Here is a 23,922-nt window from a genome sequence, read left to right on the forward strand (position 1 = left end):
GCGGCGGCCGCGCCGGCGGCCCTCGAGGTAGCTCCTACCCGCCCACTGTCTATGCCGGTGCGTCTCCTTCGATCTATGCCGGTGCGTCTCCTTCGATGGTGTCGAGACGCAGGGAGGCGACCTCGTCGATGCGGTTCCCTGACGAGTAAGCATTGCCGCTGAGATCCAGGACCCATACGGCGGTGTCCCGATGGGTGGCGTAGTCGCCGGCGTCCTCGTCGAGGATCTCGACGCTCTCGAGCTTCACGAGGCACGTTGCCTGGGCGGTGTAGTTGATCCATAGATCGCGCGACTTTCGCTCGATCTGCACCCCTTCCACGTTCACATCCAGTAACAAGACTTCAAGCACATCAGCAACGTCGAACTCGGTCTTCGCTGCCAGCGAGTGAGTGAAGTCCTTGGGTGTTCCGCCTGCCAGCACCGCATCCTGTACCGCGTCGTGAAGCTGTCGCTCCTGCTCGTAGTCCAATGAGCCCTCGTCATCGAGGAACTGCCCGGGAACCTTGAAATCGGAGATGCTTTCAAGGATCTTCACCTCCCACTCCACATCGAGTTTCTCGATCTCGGCCAAGAGTTCCCGCCGTCGCGCTGGTCCGAACGCACGCTTGTCAGCCGACAGAAGAAACGCGTGCGGATCTTCGGGTTCGCACGTGAGAAGCAGATCGACAAAGACGTACCAGTGCAGCGCGTCACGGTATCCGTTGCCCTCCCTGTCGAACGGTGCCGACCGTGAGATCGCCCGCAACGCGACCTCACGATGCTCTACCTCCGGGTAGCCGACGATCTCTGCACCCATCTGTTCGAGGCGCGCCCGCAGAAGACTCTCGTACTCGGCGGCGAAGGACTCTGAAGCGTTGATGGCTTCCTGGACGAGTTCCCGTGACCTCGGCGGCCATGTCTTGAGAGCCTTCTTCGCCTCGCGTTCACGCAATGCTGCACTGTCGCGGTACCGTGCCACGGCTTCATCGACCGCAAGCTCGGGCACATAAAGATCGAGCGCTTCGGAAGCGACCGCATCCGCGACGGCGTCCCACTGCCGCCCGCGCAGAAGCGGATTGCCGACGATCACGTTGGCGTCAAGCAGCAAGAACACAGCTCGACGGTACCCGGTGGAGTGTCAAGGTGAACGTGGGGCCGCTCCGATGAAGCAGAGCTCGTGATTCGTTACAGGTTCAGCCCGTGAGCACGCGCCAGCAGATCGGCGACATCGTTCAGCCCCTGATGGCGGAGGTAGGGGATGAAGTGGGTCATGGGTGGCTGATTCGAGCGGTACGGGTTCGGGTCTGCACCGTCATACAGCCCACCCCCAGGCAGCGATGAGAGACCTCCGCCAGGAAGCGTAGACAAGCCGCCCCCGGGAAGCGTCGACAGACCACCGCCAGGAAGCGTCGACATACCGCCACCAGGGAGCGTGGATAAACCGCCACCAGGAAGGGTCGACAGGCCACCACCTGGGAGTGTCGACAGACCACCGCCGGGAAGCGTAGAGGCCCCGTCACCCGGCAGGGTGGACAAGCCGCCACCAGGAAGCGTCGACAGGCCACCGCCAGGAAGCGTCGACCGGTTGCGTGGCCAGGTGTTTCGTTCAGTCATCCGATCAGCGTGCCCCATCTCCCGCACCAACTCCAGCGGCCCGCGCGACGCACAGCTCGGCGTTCTGTCAGGGCGACGATAGAGTCGGCGGTGAGCAGCGCGTTCCATGGACACCGCTGTCGCGACGGAGGTCGGTCGATGACGGACGCGGTGCAAGCGGACACACGGGTGGACCCCCGTCAGCTTCTTGGCGCGTGGGCGAACAGTTCCGACGAATGGGTGCGGTACATCGTGCGCGTCGTACTCACCGGAGCTGGCCCTCTCAACTCCGACGAAGAGGACCACGCGTACACGCTGTTCCGGCAAGAGAAGGCGCTGGACGCCCGGGAACTGTCGACCGAGGATCAGCTCGCGATGATCGACGGGGAGGACGAGGCGCTCGAACCTTTGACCGTGACCTCACTGTCAGAGGTTGCGGGGGTGAACGCTCTGATCGGTGGTGGGGTCATCGAACCGCATCAGGGCCTCACCATCCTGTTCGGTGAGAACGGCACCGGCAAGACCGGGTACTCGAGAATCTTCAAAGCGCTTGCTGCCAGCCGCACCGCGGACGTCATCCTCGGGGATATCGAGGCGACGGCGCCGCAATCCCCGTCCGCGACGATCGGCTACCAACTCGGAGCGGAAGCGAAGACGTACGCCTGGACAGGGCAACGGGGGGTTGCCCCGTTCACGCGCATCTCGATCTTCGACAGCCCATCGGTGAGCTTCCATGTCGACGAAGACCTCGAGTATGTGTACGTCCCCGCCGCGCTTGCCTTGTTCAACCACGTCATCGCCGGAATCAAGGCCGTCCAGGCCCGCATTGATGCGGCAATCAGCGACCTGCGATCCGGCCCCACAGGACTGCTGGGCCGATTCCCGCGAGCGGCGTCGGTGTACCCGCTGATCGAGACGCTCGGCGCCGCGACAGACCTGGACCAGCTCAGGGCGATGGCCGACCACCACACCGACGCTGATACCCGCATCGGGACACTGCGCCGCACCGTGGCCGCGCTGGAGGCCGACACGATCAGCGCCGAGATCACCCTGCAACAACGCGCCGAGCGTGTCCTCGCCGAGGCGAGCACGGCCGCACAGATTCTCGGTCGGTTCAGCCCCGCCACGTACAGCAGCGAGCTCACCGCCCTGGCGTACCTGCAGGAGGAGTATCGAGCCTTCCGCGCGGCGCTGTTCGAAGCGGCGGACCTGCCCGCCGCCCCCGACGACACCTGGACCCGGTTCATCCAGGCCGGTGAGGAGTACGAAGCACACCTGAGCGCACACGACGCGCACGACGCAGACCGGTGCCTCTACTGCCGCCAACCGCTCAGTGACCCGGCACGGGCGCTGATCGGAAAGTATTCCGAGTTCCTCGAGGAAAAGATCGCCGGCGACATCGAAGCCGCCAAGGGGCGGCTCAGCGCCCTGACCTCACCCGTGTTCGGCATCCGGACCAGCGATGTCGACGCCTACGCGCGCGACCACGCCACGAGCAACCCGCAGCCCGTGTTCTTGCCACTGCTGGAACGCACGCTCAGCACTGCCACCGCGCTCCTTGACCACCTCCGCGACAACACCCCCGTCACAGCCGACCTCCTGGCTCACGTGGCCGCCGACGCAGATGGCCTCACCGAAGCACTCGAGACCACCAGCGGCGCCCTGGTGGAACTGCGAGGACAAGCCGCGCGGCGCGCGGAAACACTCGCTGAGAAGAAGAAGGAACTGGTCGAACTCGAAGCTGCCGCCGAACTCGCCCGGTCCTGGGCGATCATCGAACAACAGGTGCGCGACGCGAAACAAGCCGACCGCCTCGCACTGCTCGCCAAGCCCATGCCTGCGCTACTACGCGCGGTCACTGGCCTTGCCAAAACCGCGAGCGACCAGATGATCAACGAAAGCTTCGACGCGCTGTTCGCCGAAGAACGCACCGCGCTCCGTGCACCCGAACTTCAAGTCGAGTTCGTGGGCCGTCAGGGACGAGCGCACCGCCGCAAGGTCCTCACCGGCAAGCACAAGCCGTCGAAGGTCCTCTCCGAGGGCGAGCAGAAGGTTCTCGCGATGGCGGACTTTCTCGCCGAAGCACGCCTCGCCGGCATCACCGCACCGGTGATCTTCGACGACCCGGTCTCCAGTCTCGATCATCGCCGCATCAACGAGGTCGCGCAGCGTGTCGCGGCACTCGCCGACACGACCCAGGTGATCGTGTTCACCCACGACATCTTCTTCGCCACCACACTGCTGAACCTGATGGCAGCGTCCAAACGATGCTCGTACTTCCACATCACCGACGAGGACGGCAAGGGGCAGGTCACCCGAGCTACCGGGCCCCGCTGGGACAGCATCAGCAATCTGAAGAAGAACATCAACGAGACCATCCAGGCCGCCAAGTCCCAGCAGGGTGATGCGCGCGCCGCGCTCGTACGCACCGGCTACGACTGGATCCGGGCCTGGTGCGAGGTGTTCACCGAAACTGAGCTGCTGCAGGGGGTGACGCAGCGTTACCAGCCCAACGTGCGGATGACCGCGCTACCGAACATCAAGACGGCCGCCCTGCCTGCCGCTATCGAGACTGTGAACCGCGTGTTCGAAGAAGCCTGCCGCTACATCGACGGACACTCCCAGCCGCTCCCCACCCTGAACGTCAGCCCCACTCTGGCCGGCCTCGAGGCGCACTGGGCAGAGTTGAGCGAGGCCAGAGCCGCGTACCTCAGCGCCGGCGCGTGATTGGCCGTCGTTCGGGTGGGAGGAGACCCCGGCCTCGACAAGAACGCTACGTACCCCGGGCTGCCGACCCCGACCACATACCGCCGAGGGCATCTGGCGGATGAGGGTGCCCAGGCGCACGCATCCTCGCCCTCCTCGAGCCCCCGTCCGCCCGCCAAAGCGGCACCGTGTCGTCGGTATAGGAGATACTGGCGACACCTGAGGCCGGCAGGGGGGACCCGTTGACAGCAAAACCACAGCAGTTGGCTGAAGCCGTCGACACCAACCCGACTCTTCGTCTTCTCGGCGCATACAGTCGCGACTGGGTCCTGCCGCTGTTCGCCACCCACCTGGAGACCATCGATGGTTCCGTCTCCGCGGAGTGGTTCCATGAGCGGGTCGCTGAGACCATCGACGCCTTGCCGAGCATGACGGGAGATCGTACTCCCGCCGAGCACTGTAAAAAGTGGGTCGAGGACCGGTGGCTGGAAACGGAGATGGACGCTGGCCGCCTGCGATACCGGCTCTCCGCCTACTCGCTGCGAGCCCTGCAGTTCGTCCGTGAGATCGTCGACGGTGAAACCACTGTCACCACGGCTCGGTTAGAGAGCATCGCGCATGCCGTCCACACGCTCGCGGATATGACCAACCCCGACCGGCGCGTGCAGGTTCGTCGGATCGATCGGGAGATCTCCCGGCTCAAGAAGCAGCGGGACGACATCAAGTCTGGTCGGACCCGGCTGTCTACCGTGGAGGAGCAGCAACAGCAGCTGCGTGAGATCTTGGCGATGACCCGCACGCTGCCTGCGGACTTCCGGCAACTGCGCACCCTTGTCGAGGACCGTCACCAGCGAGTCGCCCGACGAGCGATGGCCGACGGTCCTACCAAAGCAGAGCTCGTCGAGGACTACCTCCACGAGCACGACCTCCTCGGCGACACCCCCGAGGGCCGCTCCTACCAAGGGTTTTCGAGGCTGTTGACGTCCAAGCAGGCCCAATCCATCCCGGACGACATCGATCAGATCCTCTCCCAGGAGTTCGCCCGCGAGCACATGACTGTGACCGAGCGGGCGCAGCTCGAGACGATGTTCTCGACCCTGCTCGCCGCGCAACTTCGCGTACAGCAGAGCTACGTCAAATGGACCTCGTCACTGCGGCGCTTCCTCACCAGGAGCACACACGAGAAGCACCGGCGCCTCCTCGCCCTCGCTGACCGGGCGCTCAGCGCCGGCGCCGAATGGGTCGAACGGCACCCCGGCCCCGCGGTGATCGACAGCGACGTGCTCGGCATCGGAACGATCGACACCACCGACATCTCCCAGACCCAGTTTTGGATCGACCGGGGACCTCAAGAGGTTCAGGTCCGCGCGATCTCGCCGCACGCAGACCTCCCGACTGCGGATCGTGAGGCGTTGCGGCTGGCGGCTGGGACGAGCCCGAGAGTCGTCGCCCGGACCGTGAACCGGCTGATCCGTGAGCGCGGTGCGGTGACCGGCAGCGAAGTCTTCGACGCGACGCCGCCAGACTTCCGACGGCTGGGAGCACTCGTCTCCCTCCTTGATCTAGCCATTACCTACGGCCAGGTATCAGACCACATCAGAGATCGCGTCGCACTCCAGCCCGCGCAGGAACGTGCACTCCACGTCGCGCTCCCCCATCTACGCTTCGACACACCCATCATGATCGGTGAGCACGAATGAGCGACGGACACGGCACCACCGATACAGGAGAGCTAGCGCCTGACGCCCCCGAGGATTTCCCTGACGGTGCCCGCCGCGCGCTCGTCGTGCTTCTCACGAACCGGTTCATCACCCGGACGAGGAATCGCGCCGTGTGGGACATCCTGCGTGGGTATGAAGAAGAGATCCGCGGCCGCCTCGCAGATCTCTACCTGACACTGGAGATCGACCACGACCACGGCGTCGCATTCAAACGGCAGATCATGGAGGAGGACACTCCCCGCATCCTCCGCAAAGATCGCCCGCTCAGTCGCGACGCCTCGTTCCTGCTCATCTTTCTCTGCCAGGAGTGCGCCCACGCCGACCCCCAGGACGAGCTCGTCGTGGTCACCCGGGCTCAGATCGACGAGTTCCTTAGCGCCTACCGCCAGGATGACGACGGCGACCAGGCGAAGTTCGATCGTCGCGTCACCGCCGCCATCCGGCAGCTGCAGGATCTGCGGCTGCTCAACCAGGACCCTGACGCCGACTACCTCTACACGATCTCGCCAGTCGTGGTACCTCTTGTCGGCGTCGATGAACTGACGCGGCTGGAAGCGGCATACCGGCTCGGGGCAGGCGCCACCGCAAATGACGGGAATGGCACCGAAGACTCAGCCCAGCTCCTTGACGAGGAGTCCTGATGCTAATCAATGGGCAGTTCCGCATCGAGAAGGTCCAGGTCCTGAACTGGGGCGGATACTCCGACCTACAGGTCATGCATGTCGAACGTGCCGGCACCGCGATCCTCGGACCGTCCGGACGCGGCAAGTCCACCCTGCTCGATGCGATGGCCTCGGTCATCCTTCCCAACCCGCAAGAGTTCAACCAGGCCGCACGCGACGACAAAGGCCAGAAGCGCGAGCGCACCGTATACACGTACGCGCGTGGGCTCACTGACCGGCGGCGTGACGAGAACCGACGCTCCGGCACAACCACCTACGTGCGTCCACCCGGCACAAACGGGTTCGCCAGCGGCGCTGCGATCACGTGGGCTCATGACGATGGCCGACGGGTCACGGTGTTTCGACTCGCATGGGTTGCCAGCGACACCACCGGCGCCGACGCGATCAACGCGAATACGATCTACGGGTTCGTCTCCGGCGACTTCGACCTGGACCGCCTGAACGGGCTCACCGGTGTCCGCTCCGGCTCATCGCCCCTGACCAAGACGACGCTCAGCGGCCTGATCGACACCGGCCGCGGTGATCTCGTCGATTCCTCACAGAGCAAGATCCACGCGAAGATGCGCTCCGTGATGGAGATGGGCAAGTCCGACGAATCCCAGCGCCTTGCCATGCACCTGCTGCGCCGCGCCCAGGCCTCCAAAGGCATTTTCAACATCAACGCGCTGTTCAAGGAGTTTGTGCTCACCGAGCCGCTCGCGCTCGACCGGTGGGGAACCGCGCTCGAGGCGTACCGAGAGGCGTCACGTCTGTATGACGAGTACGAAGCCACCCGACGCCAGCTGGAGACCCTCACCCGCCTCCCTCAGCTCGCCGAGAAGTACCAGCACGCGGGCAAAGACCACACACGCAAGACTTCACTCCTCTTGGAGCGGGCCGAAGGGACCCCCGCGCGCCTACGGATCTGGCACGCCCACAAGCTCCTCGACTGGTTGCGCGCACGGATCGATGACAATCGCCTGACGACGGCAGAGACCAACGAAGATCTGCAGGCAGCGAACACGCGAAGGACACACGCGAAGACAACGTTCGACAACCTCCTGCTCAGCCTCACCTCGGCCGGCGGAGACAAAGCACCCCTCCTCAAGGTCCAACTCGACACCGCCCAGCACAACCTGGACCGGATCGGCATTCACCGCGCAGCCGTCTCCCGTCGCCTATCTGAGTTCGACCGCACCCTGCCCGCCTCGCAGGGTGATCTGTTGCTTCTGCAGGACGACCTCAGCGATATGCGCACGCAACTGGAGACCCAACAGATCGCTCTTGACGCCGAGGCCAAGGCTGCGGTGCTCCGCGCGGGCATGATCGCCGGACAACGGAAGTCGGTCGCACACGAGCTGCATCAACTCAGCTCCCGACGATCCAACATCTCTCCCGAGGCGGCTCAGCTGCGCGCCGACATCGCCGCAGCTACCAACGTGCCGCTGGACCGGCTGCATTTCTTCGGTGAACTCATCCAGATCAAGGCCGAGCACCAATCATGGGAGGCTGCCGTCTTCAGTGTTCTGCGCGGCGTCGCCAAGGATCTCGTCGTCGATCAGGAACACTTCATCACCGTTCGGCGATTCATCAATGAGCATGACACCCGGATGCACGTGTCGCTCGTTCCCGTTCGCGAACAGGGCTCTCAGCGCGAGCCGGTACCCGGCACCGTACCGGCGATTGTCGAACTGGCGGACTCACCGTTCGCCCCGTGGGTACTCAACGAGCTCGTCGACCGATTCTCCTACCAGCTCGTGGAACGCGACTCGGATCTGGACACCAAACGTGCGTCACACCTCAACGGCGCCGTCACCCGCGCAGGGATGCGCACCGCAGCATTCGGACGGTTCGTGAAGGACGACTCGGTACAGAGGTACTCGTTCATCGGCTGGGACACCGCCGATCTACGCCGCGACCTTGAGCAGAACCTCGCGTCGCTTACCGCGGAACTGGCACCCGCTGACGCCGCGTCCAACACCGCTCAAGCCACACGCGACGACGCACGCGATCGGGCACAGCGCCTCACGACACTCCTCGAAGAACTCGACTGGTCATCCATCGATACGGCACCTGCAGCCGACCAGGTGCGACAGCTCCAAGAGGAGATCGCCGAGGCCAACACCCCCGAAGTCACCGAACTCCAGAAGCAACTGGACGACGCGCGAACAGAAATGACCGAGTCGGAGCTGCACGCACGCGAGATCGAGACGAAGCTCACGACTCTGAACGCAGCGTGGGGAGTGCTGGTCGACCTGGAAGACGAGTCATCTCTTCTCATCGACGACTCCGCCGTGTTGGACGCCGACGAACGCGAGGCCACCGGCACACTCGGATTCCTCGCACCTCCCGTCGATGTCACGACGGCGACGGGTCGCGCGCTCCGTGCGGCAATCGAAGCCAGCTACGGGCAAGCGGCCACGGATCTGCAGAACCAGCTCGTCTCACTCAGGAAGGAACGCGAAGCACTCGAGACCGCTGTCCTCGCCACCATCCGTGCATTCCGCGGCCTGGAGGATCGAAACCAGAGGGAAATCGACGAGAGCATCGACAGCCTGCCGGCGCTGCTCTCCATTCACGACCAGCTGCTCACCGATGACCTCCCCCGCACCAAGCAACGCTGGCTCGAGCAGGTCGACCAGGACATGAACACACAGCTGCGAGGACTTCTCGTCCAGATCGATGACGATCGCCGCTCAATCGTCCGAGGCCTCGCCCCCATCGATAGGGTTCTCGAGCGTGTGGCGTTCCGCGTCGACTCCACCCTCACGATCGACGTCTCCGACAAACCCAGCGGTGAGCTCAACGAGTTCCGCTCCACGATCTCGGAGTACACCAGCAACACCCTCCACCAATCCATCGAACGCGACGCGGAGAAGATCGAACGCGACTTCAACCGGCTGCGCCGCAAACTGGCCCTCCTCGACGACCTCACCCGAACCGGCGAGAGCTGGCGTCGCCGCGTATTCGACGCGCGCGAACACGTCGAGTTCAAGGCAATCGAGAAGAGAGCCGACGGCGTCGAAATCGTGCACGACGGTGTCTCCGGGATGAGCGGCGGGGAGGGGCAGGAACTCATCGCATTCATCCTCGGCGCAGCCCTGAGATATCGGCTGGGCGAAGGAACGGACGCCCCTCCCACCTACGCGTCGATCGTGCTCGATGAAGGATTTGTCAAAGCCGATAGCGACTACACCGGACGGGCCCTCGCCGCCTTGTCCGCGCTCGGGTTCCAGCTCATCATCGGCGCGCCGCGTGAGAAGGCAACGGCGTTCGAGTCCCACGTGGAAACCGTCGCATACATCAACTCCGACCCAGCCAACCCGCAGGGCGTGCGCATCTTCGAGATGACGATCAGCGAAGCGCTCAGTATCGAGGAAGCCGCGTGAGGAGCCCCGCAGACGTTGAACGTCTTATCACCACCCGCTACAAGTCGTCCTGGCGCGCCTGGCTCACACAATCCTCCCCTGAACAGATCACCTTCCCCCTGCAGCCACCCACCGCGTCAACCATCCCCGCACAAGAAGAGGCCGTCCGGACGTGGCTACATGCGTGGCGTGCCTGGCACGACCTGCACCCCGCTACCAGCCTGCGAACCGCGACCGTCCGCACGGCCGCTGGCGCTCAGGTCGTCTACACACACATCGACATCCCTGGGCCAACAGCGCTCGCTGGACTCGACCCCGCGACCGCTAACCACTGGCAGACCGCGATTTCCCGCTACCCCCAACTGGCAGACCTCGACGTCTCCACCGACCAGCTGCGGCCGATCCTGCCCCGCATTGTCGACCTCGACGATTACGACTTCGAACTGCTCCTGCGCGTCGTGGAATGGTTCCGCAACAACCCCGCATCCGGGCTCACCGCCCGCCAAGTCCCTGTCACAGGTCTCCACACCAAGTGGCTGGGACGGCACAAGGCGATCGTCATCTGCCTGCTTCGAACCGACATCCCCAACCGGGTGGCTGATCTTGGCGCAGAAGCCGTCGACCCTGAACTCGACATCAACGACCTCGATCTACTCGGACTGCGGCGACTGCCGAACCACGTCGACGTCATCCTCGCCGACCCCGCCGACCGCCGACTCGTGGGCGGCATCCGCCAACTCCGAGCACCCGTCGAAGAAGTCGCCGGCCTCCCCCTCACCCCCGATGACGTCCTGATCATCGAGAACAAGGAGGCCGCGACGCCAATAGAGGACCGAGCAGGGCTTGTAGTGATTCATTCGCTTGGCAACTTTCTCGACGTGCTCGACGCGCTCCCATGGCTGCGGTCCGCACGCACCTGGTACTGGGGAGACCTCGATCGAGCCGGGATCACACTGCTGTCGCGTGCCCGGGCTAGGGTGCCCGAGATCGCCTCCCTACTCATGCACGCCGACACTCTCCGGGAGTTCGAACCACTCGCGAACGCCGACCCGAGCGGTCGCGTAGACCCACCCGAACCAGTCCTCACGCAAGATGAACGTGCCGCGCTGGAATATCTCGACGCTGGACAGCCGCCGCTCCGCCTCGAACAAGAACGCATTCCATGGCACACAGCGCAAACCACCATCAACCTGGCGATCGACCAGGCCGCTGTCCTCGATTAGCGCTCGTGTGGCACCATCCCAGACCACCTCGAGGACACCCCGACGTGGACGGGCTCTGATCCCCGATGCCGTGGACACCGCGTCATCGGCATGACAGACTGCTCTGTTCTGCTGGAAGGGGAACCACCGTGCCGCACACAGACGACCACACCGACTGGGAACAGATCATCCGCGACATGATCGCGCGGAGCAGCGAATCCGCACCTACCGAGCCAGGCGTGTACCGGATGCCGTGCGGGAACTGCTACGTCGACTTCTTCCGCACCTCGGACGGCACCGAAAGTTGGCTCGTCCCCGGCGACGAGCGCAGCTACACTCGCGACACTGTCGCCATCGACCGGCACGGCGACCACCCGTGGGAGCGGATGTACACCCTCGGCCACGCCGCCGCCGAGATCCGACGCCGCGCGACCGCCGACGATACGCCCGTCGAGGTGCTGGTCGAGCAGCTGGCGGCGATCGCCGCGGTGGAGGACGCGGCCGAGGCGGAGGAGATCGCCCGCATCGCCCGGGAACGTCCCGCCGACAGCCCGGACGTCCCGCTCGCCGATGTCGCTCGGAAGTTCGGGATCGATCTCGACGAGCTCTAGCGATACCTGTCGTCGCCTACTGGCACGCTAGAGACACCAGATCATGCGAGACACCGATCACCTGCGAGAGGGGCGTCGTCGTGAACCTGTATCCGCGGTTCGACTTCGACCAGGTCGACTTCGTCACCGCGGACACCCACTTCAGCCACGCGCGGATCAGCGAACTCGCGGATCGCCCGTTCGCAACGGTCGACGAGATGAACGCTGAACTCATCCGCCGCTGGAACGAAACGGTCAGTCCGACAGAGGTGGTGCTCCACCTCGGAGATGTCGCGCTCGGCCCGATCGAGGAATCGATCGGTATCACCGCGCAACTGCACGGCCGCCGATTCCTGGTCCCCGGAAACCACGACCGGGTGTCACCGGCGACGCAGTCGAAGAAGGCGATCGAACGGTTCGCGGCGCTCTACGAAGCGGCCGGTTGGACGATTCTGCCGGAGGTCATCGAAGGCACCCGACGCGGGTATCGGATCCTCGCTTCTCACTACCCATACAAGGGCGACTCGCAGGAGTCGGATCGGCACACCACCCATCGACCGCGCTGGGACGACGGGATCCCACTCCTACACGGCCACACCCACGCCCGCGACCACGGACCGAACGGGCACCAGTTCCACGTCGGCGTCGACGCCCACGGCTACACGCCCGTCCCCTTCACCGAAATCGACGCGTGGATCCGCGGCCTCCCAGACGCCGAACCATGGCTCGACATCGCAATCCGTGAGGCCCGCCAGACCATTACCGACCTCGACGGCAGCGAAACCTCAAACTCCGACGCGCTGTTCTACACGATGGGCTACAACGAGCTACGGGTCGCGCTGGAAGAACTCCTCGGCGCGTTCGACTCCGCCCACCCCGACTCGCCCCCGGGGACTGTCTAGGCGCGGGACTTCCGCGTCGGCGTATACCGCGTGGGCCCGAGTGTAAACAGTTCGCCTGCCGCGGGACCTGATCGGAGGGTACGCGGTTCCCGTCGGAAGCGGATCCATCCGCGACGCCGCCAGTGCACCATCGTCAGGTACCGCACCGACGCCGAAGACCACGCCTCCTGACGCTCCGCGGCGTCGGGGTCGTGGGCGGCGAGCTCCGCGAACACCTCACGGAAGGTCGGCGGCTGACCACGCTCGCGGGTGTGGCGGTGGATGAACCTCACGGCGCGGCGCGCCCACACCGGCGCTGTCTCATCAGCGGTGAGTTCAGTGAACAGCGGCACGAGGTGCGGTGCCGACCACGGCTTCTCGTACACTTCACCGTCGTTCGACACCACCCTGCAGCTCCCCTCAGCGGTCATCCCAGATATACCGCCGCCGAGCCCAGCCAGGGGCGCGGGCGTCGTCAGAAGGATGATCCTCGCCAGGGGAGGATGTCAGTGTCTCGCGTGGGGCGGTCGGCGAGGATGTGCTCGGCAACGGCGCCGCATCGATGAGTGCTTGCAGTGCCGTGGTGTACTTCTCTCCGGTCGCCTTCATGCGTTCCCTGGCGGCTTGCTGCAGCCGACGGGAGGTTCGCTTCTCAGTTGTCATGACGTCCCTGCTTTCCCGCGGGGGCGGACGGTGATGCCGGCGGCGTGCAGGTGCCGGTTGATGGTCATCTCGCTGCATCCGGCAAGGTGCGCGATCTGTGCCATAGTCCTCCCTTGCGTCTCATAGTGGTCGCGTAGCCAATCGGAATCGAGGGTGAAGGTGGGGGGTCGTCCGCGACGCGACTTGGTGCCCGTGTCGGCGAGGATGCGGCCCACGGTCTGCCGGGACACGTTCACGTCCGCGGCGATCTCGTACGTCGACTCCCCCGCCGCATACGCCCGCGCTAACACATCGGGAGGCATCACGTCCGCGGCCGTTGATCGTGCTGGGCGGCTCCGCGCCCACGCCGCAGGCGCGTCCGGGACACCGTCCGAAGGCTCGGGTGTCCATGTGACGGGCTCATCGATGCCGTTGACGAGAAGGAAGTCCGCGGCGAGCTGGTCGAGTCCCGTCCGCACCGCTGACGGCAGTCCATCGGCGAAGCGGGCGACGGCCGGCGCGGTCACCCCTGCCTGATCCCACTCCGGCGGGATCGAATGGATCGGATTCCCCGACAGTGTCCGGTGCAGGAGCGCCCGGGCCAAACGCCATCGTCGTCCACCCCCAGCCAATACCCCCGCCACCCGGCACACCTCCTGCCACTGGGATTCGAGGAGGATCCCGCTGTAGTCGAGGGCGCGACGTCGGGCGTAGTCAACGGGCACGTCATGCGTATCGAGGAACGCGGCCAGCCGGAGGATCGCGTGCAGGGTGCCCACGTCATGAGAGCTGCGACCGAGGTCACGCATCACATGGGTCACCTGGCGGGCCGGCGCCTGCGGATCGAGCAATGCAAGAGCGGCGGAGTGTGTGAGCCTCGTGCCCGTGAACACCACCGCCGCCGCCAACGCCGACGCCACCACCTCACTGCCGACCCGTTGCGGCGCGTACCGGGTGATCCACTCGCCCCACAACTGTGCCGGTACCTTTCGCGCTCGTTCGACCGGGCTGACCCCTGACGGTGGTGCGGACTGCAGGAACACCGTCGGCCGGCGACGACGCCCCAGCGCGGCCGCGATCAGGGTCTGCAGTTGCGGCGTGTGCGCCGTGTACGACGAACTCTGAGCCAGCCGCCCCTGCAGCAGCGCGGCGACACTGCCCGGCTTCGCCAGTGCGGTGACGGCGAGGGTGGTGCCGACGGCGGCCCCGACGGCAGAATCCGGTCGTGCCCGTACTGCCGTCGTCCAATCCTCGCTCGCCCTAAACAGCGCCACGAGCTCCTCACCAAGCGGACTGATGTCGAGGCGATCGCCGGCGGCAATCGCGTGCCGGGCGGTACGGGACAGCAACCGAGTGTCTTCCAGCACCGCGACCGCCGGCTGCGGCGCCTCCGCATAGATCCCGAACCCTGCCCCGCCGGTGGAAACGATCCGCATCAACGCCCGCTGCGCATCCAGGACCGCCCGCGACACTGGAGTGCGGGTCGGGTCGGCCGTGAGGTCGGCCCGACACCGGTTCGCTTGCGGGCCCCGTCCCGGCCCTTGGACGGGATTGTGGCACCGGCCAGGAACGGGAACAAGCGCGAGCGGGTGGGCACGGTACCGGGCAGGACGATCACACACGGGGCACCGGTCCACGAGCAGGCGGCGGTGGCGAAAACAGGCGAACCCGAACGGGAACTGCCACGACATCCGCCACCGGCCACCCGAATCGACCAGGCACTCCGGGCAGTAGCGTCCCGCGGTCCCCGCCGCCGGGCATTGCGAACTGATCCGCCCCCGCCGGGTGTACCGGATCGCATGGTGCGCGAACCGCATTCTCGTCATCTCCTGGAACTGATCCGCCGGAATGCCCGTCGACGCCTCGAGCCGCGACGCCTGCTCATCAGTCAGCGCGGTGGCCCAACTGTCCGCCATCCACGCGGTCGCCGACACCGCCACACCCTCCTGCTGCTCGATGAGGCCGAGCGCGCAGGCCATCTCGTTCATCGTCGCCCCATAGGTGGCCGCCATCTTCTCCAGCCAAGAGTCGAACGGCTCATCAGGCAGCGGCCGCACCCGAAACGGCAGCACCCGCACCTCATAGGAAATCGTCGACGTCGTGGTCATGCGGCGGCCGCCTCGCCGTCCTGGTTCTTGCGGCGGCGTGCCTGGTGGTTTCGCAGCTGCTGATCCAGCTTCGCCTCAAGCTCGCGGCGCTCCGTCTCCGCGCCCTCATCGATGCGGATGTCGTCGAGCAGTTCCCGATCGATGACCTCCCGCCCTGTGCGGATCGCGCGGGACGCGCCGCGACGGATCAGGTCCATGAGGGATCCGATGTTGCCGGTGGTGCGGGCGAACAGGTACCGGGACAGGTCGACCAGCATCCCGGGGCGAGCACCGGTGAGGACGAGAGCTTGTTCGACGCCGAATAGCAGCCGGTCCCACTCCTCCCTGCCCCTCTTGTGGGTAAGCGTGAAGGGGCTGAGCCCGAGGACGGTCCATCGGCGGAAGGTCTGCGCCATCGCCGCCTCCCGGCCGGTCTCCCCTTCACCCACCAGGCCGCGGGCGCGGAGGGCGACGCCGGCGAACAAGAACGTCGCGTTGTATTCGTTTGCGAGCCACTTCAGCTGGTTGGCGACTTCGACCCCGTCGCGGGTGCGCATGTTCAAGAAGTGCAGGTCGTCAACGATCACCAGCCGGGTGTCATGCCGTTCGATGCACTCCGCCGCCGCCCGGGCCAGGTCCCGGCCGGCCATGGAGCGGTGCAGGATGCCGGCGGTGGCGGGGTGGGCGTAGAAGCCGAGGATCATCATGTGCAGGCCCTTGATCGTCAGCCGCCCCGTCAGCGTCACATGACACACCGGCAGGTGCCGCACGTCCCTGTCCGCGTCCAGCCATCCCCCGGCCTCCGCGATCCGCTGCTGGTGGAACACGCGGCCGAAGTTGTTCACCACGGTCGACTTCCCGAGCGCCGGCGGGGCGTCGATCGCTGCGGCTGACTTCACCCGGTCGGAGTCCTGCAGGTTGGAGTCGAGGATGTCCGCCAGCTGCAGTTCGATGTCCTCTACCTGCCGTGTGCGCAGCAGGATGTTCGCGTGCCACACCCGCCGCTCCAAGTCGTAGACGACGCGATCGCGAGCAGGCAACGACTCCAGCTGGGCGCGCGAGAGCTCCTCAGGGCGAGCGCGGGGAGGCCGTTCGGCGAAGTCTGTCCAGCCCTCGTAGGTGGAGAGGCTCCGTTGGCGGGGCGGCTGCTGCGGGGCGCTCGTCGGGCTGGTCATCGGAGCATCTCCATCGGTTCGAAGTGGTAATCGCCGCGGATGGTGGGCTCGTCGATGTCGTCCTCGTCGTCATCATCACCGGTCTCGGGCGTGTCGACGCGTCGGCGCGGGTCGCGGACGGAGCCGGTGAGCTCGGTTCCGAGATCAGACGAGGCGGTCAGTTCCGCGTCGAGCATCCGTTGCACGGTGCGTAGCGACCACACCCCGTCCGGGTCCGGTTCCTTGTCGTTCAGCTGTGCGGCCATCCGGGCGCTCATCCGCCGCTCCGATGGCGTCAGACCACGGCCGGCGCCCCAGTCCTCCAGCAGCTGCGCGGCGACGTCGTCAACCTGGGAGGGGCGACCCTGCCGGATTGCGATCTTCTTCGCGTACTCCAACGCGTCCAGGCTGAACGGGGTGTCGAAGCTGCCCTTGTGCTCCCATTCGAGGGTGTGCCAGGTGTGGTCCTCGGGGTCGTGGAAGTAGATTCTGGTGAGGTCGTCGGGGTTGACGAAGAATGGCCACTCCGTACCCTTGTCGCGGTGGATCGACCGGGCCCGGTTGCGGTACTTCGCGACCGACTCGCCGGTGTAGCGGAGTTTGTGGATCTCCACCCCGTAGTGGTTGAACTGCCGCTTCACCACCGGCAGCAGCTCCAGCAGCACGTTCCGGTCGGTGGGCAGACGCAGCTGTCCCGCGACAGCCAGGCCCTGTTCGTATCGTTGCGCGGGGCTGAGCTTTACCCCGGGCAGGTTTGGATCCTCCAACGAACTGTGGGGACGAAGGTGGTAGACGGTGGCTACCCATTCCCGGATGATCTGCTCCAGCTGCGGCACCGTGTAGACGGCCTCTGCTTCGGGGTCCTCGCCGCGTCCGGCGACGTCCGCGCCCTTGTAGCCGGGCAGCTCTTGCAGCAGGTCGTCGAGGGTGCGGAAGAATCGTTCCACGGGGCTCTTGTCGGTGGGCTGGTAGATCCGGGCGGGTTGGATCGAGATCCCCAACCGGGCGCACCCGCTGGTGAGATGCTCCGACAGGTAGGCGGCGCCGTGGTCGACGACCAGCGTCTCCGGCAGGATGCCGGCGCGGGTGAACCGGGACACCTTCGTACGGGTCGGGTCTACCAGCAGCGTGTCGGGCAGACCGTGGTACGGCCAGCGAGCGGACGTGCCCCAATCCGTGGGCGTATCAAACGGTTGCAGCGCCTCCATCAGCACGCCGGCGACGTCGATCGATTTCGTCGAACCCGGCGTGAGCCGCAGTCCGAGGATGCACCGCGAGTACAGGTCCATCGCGATCGTGAGATCCGCTGACACCCATTTCCCGGTCACCGGGGCGACGGCGAACACGTTCAGCGGCGTGGTGTCCATCAGCACGTACTCGCCCGGCCGGACCGCCGACAACCGCCCGTAGGGTGCGGAGGGTCGGTTCGCGGTCGACCGTTTGCGTTTGGTGGGGCCGGTGAATGTGGCCCGGCCTCGATCCAGCTCAGCCAGCGCGTTGTACGCGCTCGCGCGCGAGGGGCGCTTCACTGTCCCCGGGCCGTGGACGCGCTCGGTGCGTGCATTGATCCGGTCGATGATGATCTTCTTGGAGACCTTCGCTTCGGGGGTCTGCTCATCCAGGACCGTCTGCGCGGTAGCGATCCACCGCGGGTCGAACCCGGTCAGCGCGTTTCCGGCTTGGGAGGACCGGTAGTCCATCAGGCCCGCCTCCCCGGACTCCCGGTACTGCGCCACCCAGCGGCGCACGGTCCGTTCGCCCTTCCCGAGTTCGGTCGCCTTCGCCGCAGTCCGCTGTCGCAGACTGTGCTGCGGGTGGTATTCCAGGCGCGGCTCACCCTCCCGCGGGATCTGCGGAGTGCCGGACTTGTATCCGGTGAGCACCTCGCGGACGTGGTCGGCGCGCTCCATGGTGCGTGCCTTCGCGGAGTCGGTAGCGTCCGCCCACAGCACCCCCAGCGGAGTAGCATCCCTTTCCCGCGTGTGGCCAGGGATGTGGGCCTTGCCGCCCTCGGCGGCGGGGCGCAGCACGTCGACCATCCGGAGTCGGCGGTGCCGGCCCGTGCGGTCGCGGATGATCACCGCCCCGTCAGCGATCTCCGCGACCGTGCACGCCTCCCCGTCGTAGACGAAGTCCATCCCAGGTCGCAGCATCCAGCTATCCATCATCATGCTTCCTCTCAAAGTGAGTAGTCGGGGATCGGGTGCCGGGACTCAGGCCGTGTCACGGAGGGATGAGCCGCTCTCCGCCGTCACGCGAAGATGCCGCGCCGGTGGCTGCACGACGCGCGTACCGAGCACTTGCCGCAGGTACTCCTCAACGGCGCGCAGCAGCTGGGCTGCCGCTTCCTTGTCCGCTCTCGGTGACTGCGGGGGCACCGGCAGGGCCACGGGGATGCCCAGCGCCTCGCATGCTCGCGCCGTGTCGGCCTCGCGGTCGCGCTCCGATCTCGTCGACCGCTCCGGGCCAGCCTCCTCGAAGAGCAGGGAGGGAGTGCCAGGTCGAAGGTCGTCTCGTGCGCTCATGTCAGCTCCAATACGCTCGTCGTGCTCAACAGGTGGGACAGGTCCGTGCGCAAACGCTGTGTCCACAGCAGGTGCAGCACGAGGGAACGGGCGAACCGCTGCTCTCCCGCGATCGGAGTCACGGCACGCACCGCTTCCCCGAACGTCACAGCGGCTCCCAGCACGGTCGCCGCGGCATCGACCTGCCCGGGATCGAACTGGAAGCTGCGCCGGTACCCGGCGAGGAACTGCACATTCGCCAGCAGCACCGGATCGGGCTCGGAGCACACCCGGTACTCCCAGCCATGCGCCTCGACCTCCCGCCGCGTCCAGTCCAGCGAGTCCCGCACCGCCGGGACCTGCAGCTTCGCCGCCGGCTTCACATCGACAACGCACACCAACCGGTCTGTGTGCGAGATCAGATAGTCCGGGATGTGCCTGCGGGTCGTGCCGTGATCGTCGCCCTCCATCAGGAACGGCTGGGACAGGATCCAGTCCACTCGCGGGTCGAAGTCGCACAGCAGCAGGTTCGCGTACTCCAGCCGCGACTCGTACCCCACGGGCGCCTGCATCGTCGCGGACCAGTACGAGCCGGAGAAGTGACGCTGCTTGCGGTACCAGCGGAACTCACGCCACGGCACCGCCGCCGCGAACACCCCCAACCGGGCATCCGGCAGCGAAACGACGTCGACGTGATCCTGCATCATACGGATCCGGATCGTCGACGCCACCGCGATCATCCCCGACCCGGCTCCCCGGCCCGCAGCTCACCATCGCCCGTGTCCCCGGTCGGAACCTGACAGCGGTGCGTGCGCATGAACACATGCTGTTGCCCCGCGACCGCGCAGCGGAACTCACCGACGCCACAGAAAGAAGTGAGCAGCTTTGTACTAAATCACTAAACAGCTAATCACTAGTAAATGTCACATTCACTACCAAGCGCGATGTTGCGCCTGTCAGATACACAACAAACCTCCGCCGACCAGTCGGCGGCGTCCGACGCATATGAGACACTCGGAGCATGACGGCGATCCACCCGATTGCCCCCGAAGACTCCAAAGCGCTCTTCGGGAACAGCTACATGCACACCGTGCTGGTCGAGATCACCCGGCACGGCGATGAACCGTTCTCCCCGAAGCAGATCATCGACGCCACCGGACTGCCCGGCGGGATCATCCACCCGCTCATCAAGAGGCTGAAGTCCAGGCATTTCATCGAGTACCTGGGCCGTGTGCCCGGGGAGAAGACCACGCTGTACCAGGTCCGCGACAACCCCTACATGCGCGCCGCCCGCGAGTACGCCGAAGCTGCGCCCGAGATCCCGCAGCATCGAGCCGCCAGCTAACCCACGGCGCCCCGGATCGACCCACAGCTCGGTCGCGACCGACCGGTGAGCGACGTGTTCGACGTGCGTCGCGCCACCACGTGCCACCGCTGCCGAATTCGCAAGGTGCGGCGTCCAGAGCACACACTGGTGCGTTCTCCATGTTTCATGAATCTTGAATTTGATCTAGACTGGGTAGGTGCCAACCCTTGCCCGCGCGGCCGAGCTGTCGAAGGCGGTCTTCGGCAGCGAGCACATGCTTTCCGTGATGTGGCAGATCTCGCAGGCACCGGACGCAACGTTCAACGCTCCCGCCATCGAACGGGCCACGGGCCTGGCCGGGAGCATCGTGCACGGCATGCTCGCACGACTCAAACGCGCCGGCCTCATCGAGGTCGTGGGCCATCTCGAGGGAGAACGCACCCTCGCCTACCAGCGTCGCGACCATCTCGTATGGCAGGCGGCATCTCAACTCACGTCCGAGGTGACTGACACCCTGGGCATCGGAGGCCCCTATGACAGCTAGCCCCTCCACGACCGTCGCCGGGACGTCCGGGGTGAGTTGGCAAACCGGTGCCCATCGCGTCCACGTCGACCTCGAGCTTCACCTCCCGGAGATCCAGCGCCGCCGCGCCACAAACGCGGCGGGGTCTGTACAAGACCTGGACACTCTGCGGTTCCTGCTGACGCTCCCCGTCGATCAGCCCACCGCCCTCGCGGGCCTCGATGCGTACGAGCGGCGCCTGGCTCGGCGAGCCGTCCGCTGCGGGTTCGCCGAAGAGCGCGCCGTCGCCCGCAGCCAGTCCACTCTCATCCGAAGAGCGGAGCCTCCCGTGACGGTGCGGCTGATATCGGTGTTCGGCCCGTTCCGTCGCAGCACCCTGCAGTTGGCGACGACATTCGCCCCCTACGGGCGTCGTCGACTCGTCGTCCCCTCTGGACGGCTCGACGAGATATTGTTGCTCGAAGCAACCTTCTACGGTGTCGGCGTTACGGTGGCCGACGCCAACGGCGAGCGGACCGTCGCCGCGTCGGCGCCCTTCCAGCCCGCCCGGTTCACTGGCGCCTCCTGGCTGTTCGCTGAGCGCATCTACGGCCAGGCGCTCAGCTCAGCGACCGCCACCGGGCAAGTGTCGGCGGCATCGAGATCATGACACCCGTGTGCTGGGCGAGCCGAACATGCTCCGCTTCAGCCTCCGCCAGACGCTGATTCCACCACCGTGCCACTTGAGAGGTCCCCATCGAGGTGACGATACCTGCGATCTCGTCCAGCGCGGCCAGATTGTGCAGGTGAGCCCGGAGCCGATCCTCATCGGAGCCGGTGAACGAGTCCACCGCGCGTCCCTCACAGTGGCGACACGGGCACGGCCACGGAGTCGCACTGGCGAACCACTTCAGGTGCATCTCGCTGGACCGGGCGAATCGCATCAGCTCCGGCATCAGCACGTGCGGCGTGCGATCACCAGGGCGACTCGAGTACGGTCGGCTGCCCGGCACCGGCAGGCGCCGCAGGCTCGGGATCTGCCCGATCACGGCCGCGCGAGCGCCGGACGCGAACGCATCGATGCCAGCGAAGTCCGCCCGCCACGGCACCGCACCCTTCACCTCGCCGAAGAACCGGCGATACGACTCCGGCGCCCCCTTGAGATTCAGAGGATCACCCGCCTTCGCTCCCAGCGCCAACGCCACCGGATGACGGCTCCGCGCGGCGACCGCGATCAACTGCGAGATGTGATCCGGCGTCGACCACTTCTGATGGACGGCCAACGGGAGGATCACGTCGTCGCGGTCGATATTGTCCGCAGCCGCGAGGACCGCCTTAAGCGCCCCCGGGTCTGCGACGTCCACAAACCCCGCTGGGATCACCGCGACCGCCGCGCCTGCATCGCGCTGCGCCTGGAGAGTCTCCTCCACCGTGGGCGCGATGAGCGCATCCACCGGTTCATCGATAATCAACGGGCGCTCGGCCGTCGCCGGAGCGAGCACCGAAGTCGGCTCGATAAGGAAAACCAAATCCTGATGCCGCGCCCGCCGGCGCCAGGCGGTCTGAAGAGCCGTCGGCCCCGACAACACCATGCCGCCGTGTTCCATGTTCACGTGCGGGGCGGTCTGCATCGTCTCACCGCCAGCCATCGTGAACACTCGCCCGCCCAAAGTGCGCTCGACCAGCGTGGCACCGGCGAGCGACTCACGCGTCGTCCGCGAAACCAGAGAGCTGTCGACCACCTCGATGTTGGCCCGATCGGTCATGCTGCGCTCCTCACGTAAAGGTCTTCGAACTCGTCCTGAACCAGGAACGCGTCGCGCGCGAGCTCTGCGACGCTCTCACCCTCATTCAGCCGCTGCTGCACCACCCGGTCGATCAGACCAGGATGTTCCTCGGCGATCGCTACCGGCTCTACGCTCCGATATCCGGCGCGGGAGAGCTCGATGTTCAACTGCCGGTAACGGCCCTCGCTGATCACATCCAGATCCACCGCACGCCGCAGCAGCGCCGCGATCGACACCCGCCACTTCGACTTCAACCGTGCCAAGCCCGGGATCGTCACCGGTGCCGCCGCCAGATCCATGCGCACATCCTGCGCCGGCATCAAGAACTCCGCCGCGAACCGATCCGCCTCAGACTCCTGCGTCTCCGACGGCACCTGATGCATCACCGCGTGCGCAAGCTCATGCGCCAGCGAGAACCGCTGCCGATCCGGCGGAATGTGATCTCCCAGCAGCACCACTGGTCGCTGTCCTTCCGGCCAGCTCACCATCGCATCGATCCGCTCCGACCCCAACGATCGCTTCACCACCACAACCCCGGCATCCTCCAGCGAGCGCACGAGGTCTTCCAGCGGACCGGACGCGATACCGATCGACGCACGCACCTCCTGCGCGATCTCCTCCGGAGTATCGAAGCCATCGGGCGGAAGCGGGTGCCGCACAAGCCGCACCGGCGTGTCTCCCGCGACGAGCCCCGTCACTTGCAAGTGCAGCAATTCCAGTTCTGCCCGCAACCGGTTCGCCACCGACAGGGGCAACGTGGAGCGCTTGCGATGGAACACATACGGCGCCGCTCCCTCATCCACCGGGACCGTCAGCAGCACCGGTGGAACACGCAGCACACCGCTCAGCTTCTCCAGGCGGTCGGGATCCAACTCCACCAGCCCGGATTCCGCCTTCGACAGCACCGCTTGCGAGATCCCCGTGGCTTCGGACAACGCACCCTGCGTCCACCCACGCGCAACTCGGACCGTGCCGAGCATCACCCGGCCGGTCCGGCGATCAGAAGCAAACTCTGCCATGACTCCCATCTTAGTCAGCGCCTCCGACAATCGCGCGATCCATGTGCAGAAATATTCTCGCGTGTTGGATGTGAACAGCCCACTCTGACCGCGACCCCACGCCAGACCGGGTCGACGGAGATGAGCCGCCCGATCACGTCGATGCCAAATCCATCCACCGCACTTGGCCGAATGGCCAAGTGCGGGCCAAGTTGACATAGAAACGGCCATCTTCACGTG

General features: G+C 66.0%; 19 protein-coding genes. 10 read left to right on the top strand and 9 right to left on the bottom strand.

Going from position 1 to position 23,922, the window contains the following annotated elements; genetic code table 11:
* Positions 1-73: 73 nt before the first annotated feature.
* On the bottom strand, positions 74-1,093 hold the full coding sequence (locus ABC304_RS00550; RefSeq protein ID WP_138174582.1) for a PIN domain-containing protein: 1,020 nt from the start codon (positions 1,091-1,093) through the stop codon (positions 74-76).
* 638 nt (positions 1,094-1,731) lie between these two features.
* Here ABC304_RS00550 and ABC304_RS00555 point away from each other — a divergent pair.
* The 7 genes from ABC304_RS00555 to ABC304_RS00585 all read left to right on the top strand — a co-directional run bounded on the left by ABC304_RS00555 (position 1,732) and on the right by ABC304_RS00585 (position 12,723).
* Positions 1,732-4,299, top strand: a complete 2,568-nt coding sequence (locus ABC304_RS00555) for an AAA family ATPase (protein WP_138174587.1) — start codon at positions 1,732-1,734, stop codon at positions 4,297-4,299.
* A gap of 242 nt (positions 4,300-4,541) precedes the next feature.
* Entirely contained in the window at positions 4,542-5,978 is a 1,437-nt protein-coding gene (locus tag ABC304_RS00560; protein WP_274636623.1) for a DUF3375 family protein, read from the top strand.
* A complete protein-coding gene (locus ABC304_RS00565; RefSeq protein ID WP_412928409.1) occupies positions 5,975-6,640 on the top strand; it encodes a DUF4194 domain-containing protein in 666 nt (221 codons plus the stop codon). Before ABC304_RS00560 ends, ABC304_RS00565 begins: the two co-directional genes overlap by 4 nt.
* The gene (locus ABC304_RS00570; protein WP_412928410.1) at positions 6,640-10,050 is read left to right on the top strand and encodes an ATP-binding protein; all 3,411 of its coding nucleotides are present in this window, start codon (positions 6,640-6,642) and stop codon (positions 10,048-10,050) included. The genes ABC304_RS00565 and ABC304_RS00570 overlap by 1 nt, the downstream gene beginning before the upstream one ends.
* Entirely contained in the window at positions 10,047-11,252 is a 1,206-nt protein-coding gene (locus ABC304_RS00575; RefSeq protein WP_274636626.1) for a Wadjet anti-phage system protein JetD domain-containing protein, read from the top strand. The genes ABC304_RS00570 and ABC304_RS00575 overlap by 4 nt, the downstream gene beginning before the upstream one ends.
* A 128-nt stretch (positions 11,253-11,380) precedes the next feature.
* Positions 11,381-11,842, top strand: coding sequence for a zinc ABC transporter ATPase (locus ABC304_RS00580; protein ID WP_138174597.1), 462 nt, complete (start codon positions 11,381-11,383; stop codon positions 11,840-11,842).
* An 80-nt stretch (positions 11,843-11,922) separates the two neighbouring features.
* The gene (locus ABC304_RS00585) at positions 11,923-12,723 is read left to right on the top strand and encodes a metallophosphoesterase (protein WP_274636627.1); all 801 of its coding nucleotides are present in this window, start codon (positions 11,923-11,925) and stop codon (positions 12,721-12,723) included.
* Here the strand turns inward: ABC304_RS00585 and ABC304_RS00590 are convergent.
* From ABC304_RS00590 to ABC304_RS00615, 6 genes are all read right to left on the bottom strand, one after another.
* Positions 12,720-13,109, bottom strand: coding sequence for a hypothetical protein (locus ABC304_RS00590; RefSeq protein ID WP_175987719.1), 390 nt, complete (start codon positions 13,107-13,109; stop codon positions 12,720-12,722). The genes ABC304_RS00585 and ABC304_RS00590 overlap by 4 nt on opposite strands.
* 252 nt (positions 13,110-13,361) lie before the next feature.
* Positions 13,362-15,452: a TniQ family protein gene (locus ABC304_RS00595; RefSeq protein ID WP_412928411.1), complete on the bottom strand. Its 2,091-nt coding sequence runs from the start codon at positions 15,450-15,452 to the stop codon at positions 13,362-13,364.
* Positions 15,449-16,606, bottom strand: coding sequence for an AAA family ATPase (locus ABC304_RS00600; protein ID WP_138174604.1), 1,158 nt, complete (start codon positions 16,604-16,606; stop codon positions 15,449-15,451). The genes ABC304_RS00595 and ABC304_RS00600 overlap by 4 nt, the downstream gene beginning before the upstream one ends.
* Positions 16,603-18,738, bottom strand: a complete 2,136-nt coding sequence (locus ABC304_RS00605) for a DDE-type integrase/transposase/recombinase (protein ID WP_171024260.1) — start codon at positions 18,736-18,738, stop codon at positions 16,603-16,605. The genes ABC304_RS00600 and ABC304_RS00605 overlap by 4 nt, the downstream gene beginning before the upstream one ends.
* A gap of 60 nt (positions 18,739-18,798) precedes the next feature.
* Positions 18,799-19,110, bottom strand: coding sequence for a hypothetical protein (locus ABC304_RS00610; RefSeq protein WP_138174608.1), 312 nt, complete (start codon positions 19,108-19,110; stop codon positions 18,799-18,801).
* The gene (locus ABC304_RS00615; protein ID WP_363344458.1) at positions 19,107-19,829 is read right to left on the bottom strand and encodes a TnsA-like heteromeric transposase endonuclease subunit; all 723 of its coding nucleotides are present in this window, start codon (positions 19,827-19,829) and stop codon (positions 19,107-19,109) included. The genes ABC304_RS00610 and ABC304_RS00615 overlap by 4 nt, the downstream gene beginning before the upstream one ends.
* A 281-nt stretch (positions 19,830-20,110) precedes the next feature.
* Here ABC304_RS00615 and ABC304_RS00620 point away from each other — a divergent pair, with 281 nt between their 5' ends.
* From ABC304_RS00620 to ABC304_RS00630, 3 genes are all read left to right on the top strand, one after another.
* The gene (locus tag ABC304_RS00620; RefSeq protein ID WP_138174610.1) at positions 20,111-20,434 is read left to right on the top strand and encodes a hypothetical protein; all 324 of its coding nucleotides are present in this window, start codon (positions 20,111-20,113) and stop codon (positions 20,432-20,434) included.
* A 178-nt stretch (positions 20,435-20,612) separates the two neighbouring features.
* Positions 20,613-20,939, top strand: a complete 327-nt coding sequence (locus ABC304_RS00625; protein WP_138174612.1) for a MarR family transcriptional regulator — start codon at positions 20,613-20,615, stop codon at positions 20,937-20,939.
* Positions 20,940-20,970: 31 nt separating this feature from the next.
* Positions 20,971-21,567 carry a hypothetical protein gene (locus ABC304_RS00630; RefSeq protein ID WP_138174614.1) on the top strand — a complete coding sequence of 199 codons (597 nt, stop codon included), beginning with the start codon at positions 20,971-20,973 and terminating at the stop codon, positions 21,565-21,567.
* Here ABC304_RS00630 and ABC304_RS00635 read toward each other — a convergent pair.
* Both ABC304_RS00635 and ABC304_RS00640 read right to left on the bottom strand, forming a co-directional pair.
* The gene (locus ABC304_RS00635) at positions 21,518-22,663 is read right to left on the bottom strand and encodes a hypothetical protein (RefSeq protein ID WP_412928412.1); all 1,146 of its coding nucleotides are present in this window, start codon (positions 22,661-22,663) and stop codon (positions 21,518-21,520) included. The genes ABC304_RS00630 and ABC304_RS00635 overlap by 50 nt on opposite strands.
* The gene (locus tag ABC304_RS00640; RefSeq protein WP_171024262.1) at positions 22,660-23,703 is read right to left on the bottom strand and encodes a helix-turn-helix domain-containing protein; all 1,044 of its coding nucleotides are present in this window, start codon (positions 23,701-23,703) and stop codon (positions 22,660-22,662) included. The genes ABC304_RS00635 and ABC304_RS00640 overlap by 4 nt, the downstream gene beginning before the upstream one ends.
* Between the last annotated feature and the right edge of the window lie 219 nt (positions 23,704-23,922).

It is taken from the genome of Microbacterium jepli (assembly GCF_047237905.1).
In the GTDB taxonomy this organism is placed as follows: Bacteria; Actinomycetota; Actinomycetes; order Actinomycetales; family Microbacteriaceae; genus Microbacterium.

Coding starts and splice junctions, on each gene's coding strand:
- ABC304_RS00605 (WP_171024260.1), bottom strand. CDS start 18,738: ATGCTGCGACCTGGGATGGACTTCGTCTACGACGGGGAGGCGTGCACG.
- ABC304_RS00600 (WP_138174604.1), bottom strand. CDS start 16,606: ATGACCAGCCCGACGAGCGCCCCGCAGCAGCCGCCCCGCCAACGGAGC.
- ABC304_RS00615 (WP_363344458.1), bottom strand. CDS start 19,829: ATGATCGCGGTGGCGTCGACGATCCGGATCCGTATGATGCAGGATCAC.
- ABC304_RS00610 (WP_138174608.1), bottom strand. CDS start 19,110: ATGAGCGCACGAGACGACCTTCGACCTGGCACTCCCTCCCTGCTCTTC.
- ABC304_RS00640 (WP_171024262.1), bottom strand. CDS start 23,703: ATGGCAGAGTTTGCTTCTGATCGCCGGACCGGCCGGGTGATGCTCGGC.
- ABC304_RS00565 (WP_412928409.1), top strand. CDS start 5,975: ATGAGCGACGGACACGGCACCACCGATACAGGAGAGCTAGCGCCTGAC.
- ABC304_RS00635 (WP_412928412.1), bottom strand. CDS start 22,663: ATGACCGATCGGGCCAACATCGAGGTGGTCGACAGCTCTCTGGTTTCG.
- ABC304_RS00620 (WP_138174610.1), top strand. CDS start 20,111: ATGACGGCGATCCACCCGATTGCCCCCGAAGACTCCAAAGCGCTCTTC.
- ABC304_RS00570 (WP_412928410.1), top strand. CDS start 6,640: ATGCTAATCAATGGGCAGTTCCGCATCGAGAAGGTCCAGGTCCTGAAC.
- ABC304_RS00595 (WP_412928411.1), bottom strand. CDS start 15,452: ATGACCACGACGTCGACGATTTCCTATGAGGTGCGGGTGCTGCCGTTT.
- ABC304_RS00555 (WP_138174587.1), top strand. CDS start 1,732: ATGACGGACGCGGTGCAAGCGGACACACGGGTGGACCCCCGTCAGCTT.